The 14,318-nt window shown below is 42.3% G+C and carries 13 protein-coding genes; 11 read left to right on the top strand and 2 right to left on the bottom strand.

Translation table 11 applies throughout. The features are described 5' to 3' along the window. Positions 1–55: 55 nt before the first annotated feature. The gene (locus BA1_RS16895) at positions 56–958 is read right to left on the bottom strand and encodes an RluA family pseudouridine synthase (RefSeq protein WP_008361528.1); all 903 of its coding nucleotides are present in this window, start codon (positions 956–958) and stop codon (positions 56–58) included. 109 nt (positions 959–1,067) lie between these two features. Between BA1_RS16895 and BA1_RS16890 the strand changes: the two genes are divergently transcribed. From BA1_RS16890 to BA1_RS16880, 3 genes are all read left to right on the top strand, one after another. After that, positions 1,068–1,409 (top strand): DUF5365 family protein, encoded by a 342-nt coding sequence (locus BA1_RS16890; RefSeq protein ID WP_008361526.1) that lies wholly within the window; start codon positions 1,068–1,070, stop codon positions 1,407–1,409. Between the two features lie 306 nt (positions 1,410–1,715). Next, positions 1,716–2,381 carry an HAD family hydrolase gene (locus BA1_RS16885; RefSeq protein ID WP_008361524.1) on the top strand — a complete coding sequence of 222 codons (666 nt, stop codon included), beginning with the start codon at positions 1,716–1,718 and terminating at the stop codon, positions 2,379–2,381. Between the two features lie 15 nt (positions 2,382–2,396). Continuing rightward, a complete protein-coding gene (locus BA1_RS16880) occupies positions 2,397–3,935 on the top strand; it encodes a bifunctional GNAT family N-acetyltransferase/carbon-nitrogen hydrolase family protein (RefSeq protein ID WP_008361523.1) in 1,539 nt (512 codons plus the stop codon). A gap of 46 nt (positions 3,936–3,981) precedes the next feature. Here the strand turns inward: BA1_RS16880 and BA1_RS16875 are convergent, their stop codons facing one another. Continuing rightward, a complete protein-coding gene (locus tag BA1_RS16875; RefSeq protein ID WP_008361521.1) occupies positions 3,982–4,398 on the bottom strand; it encodes a hypothetical protein in 417 nt (138 codons plus the stop codon). Between the two features lie 166 nt (positions 4,399–4,564). On the opposite strand from BA1_RS16875, the gene BA1_RS16870 reads away from it, so the two are divergent. From BA1_RS16870 to glpD, 8 genes are all read left to right on the top strand, one after another. Further along, positions 4,565–4,981, top strand: a complete 417-nt coding sequence (locus BA1_RS16870; RefSeq protein WP_034739878.1) for a VOC family protein — start codon at positions 4,565–4,567, stop codon at positions 4,979–4,981. A gap of 87 nt (positions 4,982–5,068) precedes the next feature. Then, positions 5,069–5,986 carry an AEC family transporter gene (locus tag BA1_RS16865; RefSeq protein WP_008361518.1) on the top strand — a complete coding sequence of 306 codons (918 nt, stop codon included), beginning with the start codon at positions 5,069–5,071 and terminating at the stop codon, positions 5,984–5,986. A 30-nt stretch (positions 5,987–6,016) separates the two neighbouring features. Further along, positions 6,017–7,609 carry a PucR family transcriptional regulator gene (locus BA1_RS16860; RefSeq protein ID WP_008361515.1) on the top strand — a complete coding sequence of 531 codons (1,593 nt, stop codon included), beginning with the start codon at positions 6,017–6,019 and terminating at the stop codon, positions 7,607–7,609. A 253-nt stretch (positions 7,610–7,862) separates the two neighbouring features. Next, a complete protein-coding gene (locus BA1_RS16855; protein ID WP_008361514.1) occupies positions 7,863–9,203 on the top strand; it encodes an aspartate aminotransferase family protein in 1,341 nt (446 codons plus the stop codon). 157 nt (positions 9,204–9,360) lie between these two features. Beyond that, positions 9,361–9,918, top strand: coding sequence for a glycerol-3-phosphate responsive antiterminator (locus BA1_RS16850; protein WP_008361512.1), 558 nt, complete (start codon positions 9,361–9,363; stop codon positions 9,916–9,918). Between the two features lie 216 nt (positions 9,919–10,134). Then, on the top strand, positions 10,135–10,950 hold the full coding sequence (locus BA1_RS16845) for an MIP/aquaporin family protein (protein WP_008361510.1): 816 nt from the start codon (positions 10,135–10,137) through the stop codon (positions 10,948–10,950). Positions 10,951–10,965: 15 nt separating this feature from the next. Beyond that, positions 10,966–12,462, top strand: a complete 1,497-nt coding sequence (gene glpK, locus BA1_RS16840) for a glycerol kinase GlpK (RefSeq protein ID WP_008361508.1) — start codon at positions 10,966–10,968, stop codon at positions 12,460–12,462. A gap of 139 nt (positions 12,463–12,601) precedes the next feature. Then, on the top strand, positions 12,602–14,263 hold the full coding sequence (glpD, locus tag BA1_RS16835) for a glycerol-3-phosphate dehydrogenase (RefSeq protein WP_008361506.1): 1,662 nt from the start codon (positions 12,602–12,604) through the stop codon (positions 14,261–14,263). The last annotated feature ends 55 nt before the right edge of the window (positions 14,264–14,318 follow it).

The raw sequence follows: 14,318 nt of genomic DNA, 5'->3' as shown, positions 1-14,318 counted from the left end.
CCGAATGCGAGGGTTTGTCTACACGCTGAAAACCTGCGTATGGAGCAGGCTCTTTCTACATGTTGTCCATTAGTTCAGCCATATCAGCTGGAAGCGGTGCTTCTATCGTAAGCTGCTCGCCTGTAAATGGATGTTTCATGTCTACTTGCTGGGCATGCAGAGCGCATCTGTTGATATGCTCACGCATACCGCCATACAATGTATCTCCAGCTAAAGGATGACCGGCACTGCTAAGATGAACACGAATTTGATGCGTTCTTCCTGTTTCTAACTGCAGCTTGACGGCTGTCATCTGTAAACGTTTATTGTGTTTGATGACCTCAAAATGAGTCAATGCGCTTTGACCAGTCGGGGATATTCTCCTTCTGACTGCATGGTGCTTGTCGCGTCCGATTGCCGCATTGATCGTTCCTTTCTTTTTCTGAAAAAGCCCTTGTGCGATGGCCATGTACGTTCTTTTTATCAATTTTTTAGAAAGCATTTGATCAAGGACAGCATGCGCTAACCTATGTTTGGCAAAAATGACGGTGCCGCTTGTGTCTTGATCAAGCCTGTGAATATGTCTGACCCGTTTTTCCTCCCCGTTCGCTTGAAAATGGAAGGCGACAAGGTTGGCAAGTGTGCCCGTCTGCCTTTTTTCATTCGGATGTGTTGGCCGGCCAGCTGGCTTTTGTACAATCAGTAAATGCTCATCCTCAAAAAGCACCTCTAATTCTCCGTATTCTGGCGTCACATCGCTTTCTTCTGTTTCGAATAAATCAATGATGATTTGATCGCCTTCACTGACTTTTGCTGCGTGGTGTGCAGGCTTTTGATTCAGGCGCACTTTTTGGTGCTCCATCCAAAAATGGATGATCGGCTTTGAGGCAGACACTTCGTCCTTTAAACATTGACTTAAGGAAATGCCTTGATGCTGCTCACCTACTTTTAGTGAAAGGGTGTGTCCTTTTATGATCATGATATCTGGTCCTCTCTTTGGGTATATATAGGAAACACTTACCTTGGCGAATGCCTTTTTTTCTGTGCTATTCTGAATGGAGAAATAACGACAGAGAGGTAGATGTCACGTGAGATTAATGAAAGCTGCTACAGACCTTCAAGAGCAGGCAATTGAAGAAATTGCCAAGGAAGTTGAAGAGCTTTTACCCCATTCTTTACATGGAGAACAGCGGCAGAAACAACGCCCGCTTACATTCATTGATGGTGTTTATAATGGGACAATGGATGATGCTTTTCGTATCTTATCAGGTCTTCAGCTATTACATACCATTATGTTAAAGCCAAAGCGTCATATCACCAAACGAGATCGTGAGTTATTTGAGCTGAACCGTGAACAAGTCAATGCGTGCGGCTTTTCTTTTCCGTTTGACTTAGATGATTTTGCAGGCCGTCACCTTCAAAATGCGTAAAAGCTGGTGTGAACTTCCTTGTTAACTTACAAGGTAGCCGCACATACTATTTTTAAGGGAACGGAGAAACCTTTAAGATCTGTAATACCAAACCCGCTCTTTTTCACATTCTTTATTCTCCACGAATCGGAGCGCTTGGATCTCTTGCAGAATGAATCGAACATGATAGGAGCCTGACAAACGATGCAGGCTCCTTTTATACATAATCATTTTAGCAGACATTCATCTTTGAAAGTCAATTTTATTCACGATATGATAGCATGGAGTATCGTATTTAAGACTTTCGTAAAAAAAGGAGTGGCCTCGTTGGTAAAGGCGATTATATTTGATTTTGATGGATTAATTTTAGATACAGAAACACATGAATATGAGGTTCTGCAGGAAATGTTTGCAGAGCATGAATCGGAGCTGCCTCTTTCGGTATGGGGAAAGGTCATTGGGACGCAGGCAGGCTTTAAGCCCTTTGAATATTTGGAACAGCAGGTAGGGAAGACACTAGATCATGAGGCGCTTACAGCGGACCGGCGTTCCCGTTTTCAAAAGAGAATGAAGGATGAATCAGCAAGACCTGGTGTAGAAGCTTATTTAGAGGCAGCAAAGGAGCTTGGGATAAAGATTGGACTTGCCTCAAGCTCAGACTATAAATGGGTGTCTGATCACTTAAAGCAAATTGGGCTTTTTGATTATTTTGAATGTATCCGCACGTCAGATGATGTGGAAGAAGTCAAACCGAATCCAGAACTTTATTTACAAACTGCCAAATGCTTAGGTGTAGATCCGAAAGATTGCGTGGCATTTGAGGATTCTGTGAATGGAGCAGTCGCTGCCAAACGAGCAGGCATGAAATGTGTGATCGTCCCAAATAAAGTGACAAGCACGCTGCAATTTAAAGAATATGATGTCAGATTAGAATCAATGGCTGAAATCGAATTGCTCCAACTATTCCATCAGCTTGAAAAAGAGGATCAGTAAGGGGGCAAAAACATCATGGCAGAAAAATTAGATTTAACACGGTTTGAAAAAAGAATGGTGATCCGTAATATCAGGGAAGAAGATATTGATCGAATCATTGCACTGCAAGAGGTATGCTTTCCGGGCATGGACCCTTGGAAACGAGAGCACCTTGAAAGCCATCTTGAACATTTCCCAGAAGGGCAGTTTTGTGCGGAATTCGAGGGGGAAATCATTGGCTCTTGTTCAAGTTTATTAATTAACTTTGATGAATACGATGATCGGCATACTTGGCAGGACATTACAGATGATGGGTACATCACAAACCATAACCCAGATGGGATGAATATGTACGGAATTGAAGTGATGGTGAGTCCTGATTACCGCCGCATGAAAATTGGTCATCGTTTGTATGAAGCAAGAAAGGACTTAGCAAGAAGATTAAATTTAAAAAGCATCATTATTGGGGGACGTATCCCGAATTATCATAAATATCAAGAGGAAATGACGCCCCGCCAATATGTTGAGCAGGTCATGCTGCACCAAATTTATGATCCTGTTTTATCTTTTCAGCTGTTAAATGAATTTAGCCTCATGCGGATCAATCCGAATTACTTGCCGGATGATAAAGCGTCCAGCACGTATGCGACGTTGATGGAATGGAACAATGTCGATTATCGCCCGCAATCGAAAAGATATTATAAATCGGCTTTCCCGGTTCGAATTTGTGTGATTCAATATGCGATGAAACAAATTCATTCCTTTGAGGAGTTTATGAATCAAGTCGAGTATTACGTGGATGTTGCATCAGATGCGTCAGCTGATTTTGCTGTTTTCCCGGAAATTTTTACGACGCAGCTCATGTCATATTTAGAGGAGAGATCCCCAAGTCTAGCGGTGCAGCGGATTACGGAATATACTGAGGACTACATTAATTTGTTTACAGATCTCTCTGTAAAATACAACATTAACATCATCGGAGGTTCTCATTTCGTTGAAGAGGAAGGGAAAATCTACAATATCGCCTATTTATTTAGACGTGATGGAACGATTGAAAAGCAATATAAGCTTCATATCACGCCGAATGAACGAAAATGGTGGGGGATTTCAAGTGGTGACCAAGTCCGGGTGTTTGATACCGACTGCGGCAAAATTGCGATTCAAATTTGCTACGATATTGAATTCCCTGAGCTGGCCCGGATTGCGGCTGATAAAGGAGCGAAAATTATTTTCACTCCGTTCTGTACAGAAGACCGCCAAGGCTATTTAAGGGTGCGTTACTGTGCGCAGGCTAGAGCGGTTGAAAATCAGATTTACACAGTGATCTCAGGAACTGTTGGAAATCTTCCGCAAACAGAAAATATGGATGTCCAATATGCACAATCTGCTATCTTTGCACCATCTGACTTTGAATTTGCAAGAGATGGCATTGTAGGGGAGTGCAACCCGAATATAGAAATGGTTGTCGTCGGTGATGTCGACTTAGAAATATTAAGAAGGCAGCGTCAAGATGGGACGGTTCGCCAGCTGAAGGACCGAAGAAGAGACGTGTATCATATTGAATATAAGAAATAACCAAAACAAGCGCCCCGCTGTAATGTAGGGCGCTTGTCTTTTATATTTACATTTTCTTTAATGCGGATGTAGCAAAGTGGGCAATGCTTTTGGCAGCTAAAAATGGAACACCTGATTTGATGAGAGATTGATCAATCGTTTTTTCTACTTGTTTCCATGTAAGATCAGGTTCTTCTAAAAGACTTTTTAAATCAGGTCCTACATGTTGATTGAAAAACTGTTCAAATTGTTCACGTTTTTCTTGTCCTGCAAGCACTTCTAATTTTTGTAACCATTTTTCTTGTTTGTCTAAAGAAAGTTTGATGTTTTGTTTAATTGTGTCTGTGATTGAAGGAAGCTGAAAATCACTCTGTGCTGTAACCTGCTTAGTTTGAATAAAGGCAGCATCAGCTGTCTGTGTGAACGGTGAAGCGAATAAAAGGACAGTAGTGGAGAGCATCAAAGATTTTGCGATTGTTTTCATCAAGAAAACCTCCTAGTTTTTTTAGTATCATGTTCGAGATTCATTATATATTTTTGTTAAAATAAGGTAATGAGTCTTGGCGCTTATTTTTTCTTGTGACAAAGGGATGCCAAATCAAAAGACGAATATACTGAAAGGACATCATGTTTTAAAAAGGGAGAGGGATATGGGGCGACAATCTAAACATCTGTATATTAATTTGCCGGTCAAGGGTGTGAAGGAGTCAAAGGCTTTTTTTGAGCAGCTAGGGTTTGACTTTGATCAGCGATTGACGAATGATCAGGCCGCTTGTTTGGTGATAAATGATACGATCACCGTCATGTTGCTATCACTCAAGCATTTTCAATCCATTTCAGAGAAGCAATTGGTGGATGCTAGGCATGGATCAGAGGTCATTATCTCGCTGCAGGTTGATTCGAAGGAAGAGGTAGATGAGCTGGTGGAGCAGGCGATAGCAGCAGGTGGATCGCCGTTTAAGGAAAAACAGGATCATGATTTCATGTATGGCTGGAGCTTTCAGGATCTTGATGGTCATTTGTGGGAAGTGTTTTATATGAATGCGGAGAGAAGCGGCCTTTCATAAGGGTGCTTCTTTTTTATTGTTTATCAGTGGTATGATAATAAGAAAGCAAAAAAATAAGGAATTCATCTAGAGAAAAGTAGGTGCAGCATGGAGTTTTTACTTGTCTTAATGCCAGTGTTCGGCATTTTCCTCATAGGATATATTGGGCAAAAGGCAATTGGTTTTGATATACATACGCTCTCATCAATGTCTTTATATTTAATGTCACCATTTCTTGCGTTTGAAACCTTTTATCAAAATAAAGTATCGATGGACTATGTGTACTTATCTATATTTGTCATAGGGCTCTGTCTTTCGCTTGTTTTATGTGTCTTCATTTTATCTCGTATTTACGGATATTCGAATGAAACGTATTGTGCCATGATTTTGTCATCAGCATTTATGAATAATGGGAATTACGGCACGCCCGTTGTCCTTCTTGTCTTTGGAGCAGCTGGTTTAGATATTGCCATCGTTTTGATGGTTCTCCAGCAGCTTGTCATGAGTACAATCGGCATGTATTATGCAGCAAAAGGCGGAGAGGATGCGGGAGATCTAAAGGTCGTGTTGAAAAAGGTGCTGCGTATGCCGGTTGCATATGGGGCGCTCCTCGGCCTATTATTTCAGCTCATTGACCTTTCATTACCTAAAGAGCTTATGACGGGTGTTCAGCTTGTTGGGGATGCAGCGATACCGACAATTATGCTCATTTTAGGCATGCAGCTTGCAGTGATTTCTTTTAAACAAGTGGATTATCGCAATATTTCCTATGCTGTGCTGCTAAAGTTATTTATTTCACCACTGATCGCATTCGGCTTTACGCTTATTTTACCGGTAGATGATTTGGTGAAACAAATTATGATCTTAGTTGCAGCCATGCCGACAGCAGCGAATACTACGCTGATGGCTGTACAGTTTCGAACGAAGCCTGAGTTTGTCTCAAGCACGACGTTTCTTAGTACCATATTAAGTATCGTTACTTTACCTGTTTTATTATGGATTTTATCCATGCACCCTCTGGGATAGGGGACGACACACAAAAAGGGGGATATATGAATGAATGTAGATGTTCATTTCCAAGTAAGTGATGTGTTAAAAACGAAGTATTTTACACATGCGAAGGTATTAGCAGGGGAAAAGGGACTGTTTCGTCAGGTGAAATGGGTTCATGTGTTAGAAGTGCCTGCTGTAGAGGATTTGTTAAATGGGGGAGAGCTCATCCTAACGACGGCCGCAGGCTTTCAGGATCAATTGGATGTGTTTCAAGATTTTTTAAGCCAGCTGATTGATTCAGGTGCAGCCGGCCTGTGTATTGAATTTGTACCGCTACGATTGGATGTGCCTGAAGAACTGATTGCTTATGCAGAAGAACGAGATTTTCCGCTTATTCTGTTTACAAAAGAAGTGAAATTCGTCAACATCACGCAGCACCTTCATACGATGATGATCGAGCGTCAGTATCAAATGATGGCGGATTTAGAAGCATTATCATCAAGACTGAATGAGCTTTTACTGAAGCCTCATCCACAGATGGATATTTTGGATCAAGTGTATCAGCATGTGAGAGGAATTCTTTTACTCATACCTGTTCAAGGCGAGCCCATTATTTTATGTGATTCTTCCAAACAAACAGAAGAGCTTGTCATGAATTATTTAGCACATGCTTCCTTGCCAAAAGGATACGAAGTGACTCAAAAGCAAGTCTTGGCACTTAAACAAACATTTGCAGACCTTGTGCTTATTCATCAATCGAACACGCTTTCAGAATTTGAACTGCTTGTGCTTGATAAGGGAGCGAATGCCCTTGCCCAGCAAACATTAAGGGAGCTTTATACAGAAGAGCTGAAGAAGACAAAAGAGAACGAATGGCTGCAGCAATGGTTTCATGAAGAGCATACAGAAAGAGATATTTTAGAACACCTTGAGGATACGGAAGGATTAAAAAAAACGACCGGCTGTGTGGTCATGCTTTTTCAAAAGAATCATCAGCTGGAAGACATAGCAGGAAACCTTTATTTTCTCGTCTCTTGCCGCTCCATTTTTCAGCGTGCTGGTTTCCATTTGATCGTGTATGAGCATCAGGGACAAACCTTATTTATTTTATTGAATACAAGAAAGATTGAAGACTGGAAAGAGCGTGCAGAGAAAGCAGCAAATGAAATCAAGCAATTATATGATCGGGAGCAGCCTCATGGCACAGTCATCAATTTTGGAATCGGGCAGTATTGTGAGCAGTTTCAGCACATGAGAAAAAGCTTTCAATCAGCGAAAGAAGTGCTGCATTTAAAGAAAGTGATGCCGCAGCGGGTAGAAAGCCCATTTTATCAAGATTTACACATGCTTCGGCTCATGCCTGTTATGAAAGAGAGCGGACTATTAGAAAGTATGGTGAAAGAGTATTTAGAGCCGGTGATTTTATATGATAAACAAAATAGCGGAAGGCTCTTTCAGACGCTGAATATCTTTTTACAGACAAATGGTTCTAAAAAAGAAACCGCAAGCCAGCTCTATATTGTCAGGCAGACACTTTATCACAGACTTGATAAGCTGCATGCGCTGCTTGGTGAGGATATGATGCAATCACCAAAACGCCAAGCGCTTGAATTTGCAATCCTTGCTTATGAATTTTTGCAAGGGAACCGCCATTAACTGCGCATGTTAGATTTGCCAACGTATCAAGTAGAGTGTCTTATGGTTCTTTTCAATCAGTTGACGATCTGTCTAATGTAATGTGCCTTGCCCCTTTTTTATAATAAAAGCAACGATTGGTTCGCTCTAACGGGCGGTCTTGTTTCAGTTTCATATGCCTCACTTTTCATCCATATAATGAATGGAGAGGCCATATGCTGGACCGGTCGAAGTTTCTTTAATGATGAAAACGGATACATGGGGGCGTGGGAAGATGAAAACACATGAGCAGGCTCAAGATCTTCAGGCGAAAGATGATCAGTTGATTTGGCATCATATGAAAGGAACAAACAAGGAAAATGAAAGTATGGTCATTCATGAGGCAGAAGGCGCATGGGTGACAGATATTCACGGGAATCGATATTTAGACGGAATGTCAGGCCTATGGTGTGTGAATGCTGGATATGGCCGAAAAGAGCTTGCAGAAGCGGCATATCAGCAATTAAATACGATGCCTTACTATCCGCTGACACAAAGCCATGTACCAGCCATTCAGCTGGCTGAGAAGCTCAATGAATGGCTTGGCGGAGACTATGTGATCTTCTTTTCTAACAGCGGCTCTGAGGCGAATGAAGCTGCATTTAAGATTGCCAAACAATATCATGCGCAAAAGGGAGAGAGTACACGCACGAAATTCATTTCCCGATATCGATCGTATCACGGCAATACAGCAGCCGCTCTCGCCGCAACGGGTCAAGCGCAGCGTAAATATAAATATGAACCATTAGGACAGGGCTTCATCCATGTCGCACCCCCTGATATGTATCGGCATCCTGAGGACCAAGAGAGCTTGGCAAGTGCTGATGCAATTGATCAAGCGATGACGTGGGAATTAAGCGAGACCATTTCCGGGGTCATTATGGAGCCGATCATTACGGGAGGCGGTATCTTAATGCCGCCAAAAGGATATTTGAAGAAGGTTCAAGAAATCTGTGAAGATCATGGGGCACTCCTCATTGTGGATGAAGTCATCTGCGGCTTTGGCCGAACTGGAAAGCGGTTTGGTTTTATGCATGAGGAAGTAAAGCCAGATATCATCACCATGGCAAAAGGGATCACAAGCGGTTATTTACCGCTTTCTGCAACGTGCGTGAAACGAGAAATCTATGAAGCGTATGCAGGAGAAGATACGTATGACCGGCTGCGTCATGTGAATACATTTGGGGGTCACCCTGCTTCCTGTGCGGTTGCACTTGCCAACCTGGACATTATGGAAAACGAGCAATTAGTGGAGCGGTCAGATACACTTGGCCGAGACATGCTCGATCGCTTGCAGGAGTTAAAAAAGCATCCGTTTGTCGGTGATGTCAGAGGAAAAGGCTTGCTGTTTGGGATCGAGCTGGTTCAGGATCAGCAGTCCAAAAAGCCAGCTGATCCAAGTGTTGTCGGTCAATTCATTGCAGAATGTAAAAAACGCGGGTTGATCATCGGAAAAAATGGCGATACGGTGGCTGGTTATAATAACGTTGCACAGATTGCACCGCCGCTCAATATCACAGATGAAGACGCCTCATTTATTATTCATACTTTAAAAGAAAGCATGGCACAGCTATAGAGCAGAGAGACTCCTCTGCTTTTTTTATGTGCAGGGAAGTAGGGCGGGGCTGCTAGGTTGATTGGGCAATGGACACACTAGGTGTATTGAAAAAAACATGAGATTCTATTACTGTAAGGAGAAGGCTAAACCAATACACTTTAGAAGGAGACGGCATATGAGTTTTCATGATCAACCCATTCTACCTGCTGTTCGTAATATAAAGCAATTTGAGGAATTTTTAAAAAGTCCCTTTACATATGGCGTCTTACTTGATGTTCACTTAGGCCGGCTGAAGGGCATCATGAATGAGGCAAACGCACATCATAAAAAAATGTTTGTCCATGTCGATTTAATTCATGGTATCAAACATGATGAGTATGGAACGGAGTTTATTTGTCAGGAAATGAAACCGGCAGGCATTATTTCTACTAGGTCTTCTGTCATAGTAAAAGCCAAGCAGAAAAAGGTATATGCCATACAGCGAATGTTTTTACTTGATACAAGTGCGATGGAAAAAAGCATGGAGTTTGTTGGGAAACATCGTCCGGATTTTATTGAAGTATTGCCGGGTGTCGTGCCAGATTTGATTACAGAAGTGCGCGAAAGAGCTGGAATACCAATATTTGCAGGAGGGTTTATCCGAACAAAAGAAGATGTAGAAAGGGCGCTTGCAGCAGGAGCGACAGCTGTGACGACATCGAATACAGCGCTTTGGAAAGCGTTCCAAAAGTGAAAAAGATAAAATGTGAAATTTGATTGACAACGTTTTCATCCTCTGATACTATAGCACTAAGTTAATGATATGTGATGGAGAAATGGAGATCCACAACAACGCTTTACTAGGTGACAAATGACCCTGATGTAAAGTCTGTTTGTTGTGGATCTTTTTTTCTTTATCTTTTCTACACATTTATAGGGGATGGCAACTGAACCAGAGGAGGAATTTTTCATGACACCATTTTGGGGTGAAGTCGTAGGTACAATGCTACTGATTATTTTTGGAGGCGGTGTATGTGCGGCCGTCAGTTTAAAGAAATCGCTCGCATATCAGTCTGGCTGGATTGTAATCGCTTTCGGTTGGGGATTTGCGGTGGCTATTGCAGCATATGCAACTGGTGGAATTAGCGGCGCACATCTAAACCCGGCGCTCACAATTGGTCTTGCCTTAGAAGGAAGTTTTCCTTGGGCTGATGTTCCAATGTATATTACCGGTCAAATGCTTGGCGCATTACTCGGAGCTATTATTGTCTTTTTACATTACTTACCGCACTGGAAAGCAACAGACGATCCAGGTGCAAAGCTAGGCGTATTTTCAACTGGTCCAGCGATTCCGCATACTTTTGCGAACGTACTAAGTGAAGTGATTGGCACATTTGTATTGGTAGTAGGAATCTTGGCGATCGGTGCAAATAAATTTGCAGACGGGGTCAACCCGCTGATTGTTGGTTTCTTAATTGTGGCGATTGGTCTTTCGTTAGGTGGAACAACTGGTTATGCAATCAACCCTGCACGTGATTTAGGTCCGAGAATTGCACATGCAATATTGCCGATTCCAGGTAAAGGGCCATCTAATTGGAAATATGCTTGGGTGCCTGTTGTTGGTCCAATTTTAGGTGGAGCGTTTGGCGGTGTTTTCTACAATGCAGCCTTTAAAGCAAACGTCACGCCAGCTTTTTGGATTGTAAGCGTTATTTTAGTTGTGGTATTGTTAGGACTCTATGTCTCTACGAAAAACCAAACAAATACTGTAAATGAAAGTATGTAAGGGGAGGAAAACACCATGGCAAAAGAAAAATATATTCTCGCATTAGATCAAGGGACAACAAGCTCAAGAGCGATTTTATTTGATCAAGAGGGCAAAATTGCACATACAGCACAGAAGGAATTCAATCAATATTTTCCGAACCCAGGCTGGGTAGAACACAACGCAAATGAAATTTGGAGCTCTGTTCTATCTGTTATTTCAACTGCTTTAATTGAATCAGGAATCGAAGCAGATCAAATCGCAGGTATTGGGATTACGAACCAGCGGGAAACAGCTGTTGTTTGGGATAAACATACAGGCGCACCTGTTTATCATGCAATTGTTTGGCAGTCTAGACAAACATCTGGCATTTGTGAAGAACTGAAAGCACAAGGACATAATGAGACGTTCAGAAATAAAACAGGTCTTCTCATCGATGCCTATTTCTCAGGTACAAAAGTGAAATGGATTTTAGACAATGTAGAAGGTGCACGTGAGAAAGCGGAAAATGGCGACTTACTATTTGGCACAATCGATACATGGCTCATTTGGAAAATGACTGGCGGTAAATCACACGTGACAGATTATTCGAATGCGTCAAGAACACTCATGTTCAATATTTACGATCTGAAATGGGATGAAGAATTACTTGATATTTTAGGCGTGCCTGCTTCCATGCTGCCAGAGGTCAAACCATCATCACACATTTATGGTGAAACGACCGACTATCATTTCTTCGGTAAAAATATCCCGATTGCAGGAGCGGCGGGAGACCAGCAGTCTGCGCTATTCGGTCAGGCTTGCTTTGAAGCAGGAATGGCAAAGAACACATATGGTACAGGATGTTTCATGTTGATGAATACAGGGGAAAAAGCAATTAAGTCGGATCATGGATTATTAACGACGATTGCATGGGGCATTGACGGCAAAGTTGAATATGCTTTAGAAGGAAGTATTTTCGTTGCTGGTTCAGCTATCCAGTGGCTGCGTGATGGACTTAGAATGTTTAAAGACTCGAAAGACAGCGAAGCTTATGCAAAGCGCGTAGAATCAACAGACGGCGTCTATGTCGTTCCAGCATTCGTTGGTCTAGGCACACCATATTGGGACAGTGATGTCAGAGGCGCTGTATTCGGTTTAACACGCGGTACTTCCAAAGAGCACTTTGTCCGTGCAACATTAGAATCACTTGCTTATCAAACGAAAGATGTATTAGATGCGATGGAAAAGGATTCAAACATCTCATTAAAAACATTGCGTGTCGATGGCGGAGCTGTGAAGAATGACTTCTTAATGGGCTTCCAAAGTGATTTACTGGATGTACCAGTAGAACGTCCAGAAATTAATGAAACGACGGCACTCGGTGCGGCCTATCTTGCGGGAATAGCAGTTGGCTTCTGGAACGACCGTTCAGACATTGCAAACCAATGGAACCTTGACAAGCGCTTTGAGCCTAAAATGGAAGAGGACAGCCGCAACTCGTTATACAGCGGGTGGAAAAAGGCTGTAAAAGCAGCTCAAGCTTTCAAATAAACAAAAAGTATGGTATACTTCAAGTAAGTTAATAGAACGGTTGGAGAACTGGAGAGACCGCAAGCACCGAAGTGTAGAAATACGCTTTGGGTGTTTGCGGTCTCTTTTTCTTTACCGTACAACATGGGAGGAACAAGAGATGACTTTTTCTAGCTTAGAAAGAGAACAAATGCTTCAGGAAATGACAAAAAAACCATACGATGTGTTTATCATTGGCGGGGGTATTACAGGCGCTGGTACAGCACTTGATGCAGCTTCACGCGGAATGCGCGTTGGTCTTGCGGAAATGCAGGACTTCGCAGCTGGTACGTCTAGCCGCTCAACAAAACTTGTGCACGGTGGACTTCGTTATTTAAAACAATTTGAAGTGAAAATGGTGGCAGAGGTCGGGAAAGAGCGTGCCATTGTATATGAAAATGGGCCACATGTGACAACACCGGAATGGATGCTTCTTCCGATGCATAAAGGCGGTACATTTGGTAAGTTCTCAACATCAATTGGTCTAAGAGTGTATGACTTTTTAGCAGGAGTCAAGCATAGCGAACGCAGAAGTATGCTAAGTGTCAAAGAAACACTTGCAAAAGAACCGCTTGTGAAAAAGGACGGCTTAAAAGGCGGCGGCTACTATGTTGAATATCGTACAGATGATGCTCGCCTTACAATTGAAGTGATGAAAGAGGCTGTGAAATTCGGTGCGGAAGCTGTCAATTATGCGAAAGTCAAAGAATTTATTTACGATAAAGGCAAGGTTGTCGGCGTAGTCATTGAAGATGTCATGACTCAGAAAACATACGATGTATATGCGAAGAAAATTGTCAATGCGACAGGTCCATGGGTAGATCAGCTAAGAGAGAAGGACCACTCAAAAGAGGGGAAACATTTACAGCATACAAAAGGAATCCACCTAGTATTTGACCAATCTGTTTTCCCATTAAAACAGGCGATCTACTTTGACACACCTGATAAACGTATGGTCTTTGCGATTCCAAGAGAAGGAAAAACGTATGTTGGAACAACGGATACAGTGTACAAAAAAGAACTGGAACATCCGCGTATGACAAAAGCAGATCGTGATTACGTCATCAAAGCCATCCAGTACATGTTCCCTGATCTAAACATTTCAGAAAAAGATGTTGAATCCAACTGGGCTGGTCTTCGTCCGCTTATTCATGAAGAAGGCAAAGATCCTTCAGAAATTTCTCGTAAGGATGAGGTATGGACATCACCTTCAGGCTTAATTACGATTGCTGGTGGTAAATTAACAGGCTACCGTAAAATGGCCGAGCACATTGTAGACCTCGTACGTGATGGACTCAAAGAAGAAACGGGAAAAGATTACGGGCCATGTAAAACGAAGCATCTGCCAATTTCAGGCGGACATGTCGGCGGTTCTAAAAATATGGCAGCCTTTGTACAAGCGAAAACATCAGAAGGAGCTTCTATTGGTTTGACAGAACCGATTGCTGAAAAACTAGCCAAAAAATACGGCTCAAACGTCAGCAGTGTCTTCAAGCGTGTAGAGCAGCTTCAAGGTGAAGCAGACAAACGAAATATTCCAGCGTATGTACTGGCTGAGCTTGTCTATGCGATTGAGGAAGAACTTGCCGTGACACCGGTTGATTTCTTCTTAAGAAGAACAGGCAGCCTATTATTTAATATCAATTGGGCAAAAACGTATGCACAGCCTGTCGTTGACTATATGGCTGATCGTTTTGGCTGGGATGATGCGACGAAACAAAAACATCAAACAGAATTAGAGCAACTATTCCATGAAGCAGTCGTTCCGCTTGATGCTGAATAAGAGAAAAAGCCGATCGTGTATCGGCTTTTCAGCGTGTAGACAAACCCTCGCATTC

The organism is Bacillus xiamenensis, assembly GCF_000300535.1.
GTDB classification, from domain to species: Bacteria; Bacillota; Bacilli; order Bacillales; family Bacillaceae; genus Bacillus; species Bacillus xiamenensis.
The sequence above is the reverse complement of the archived record's forward strand: the minus strand, read 5'-3'. Positions and strand labels throughout refer to the sequence as shown.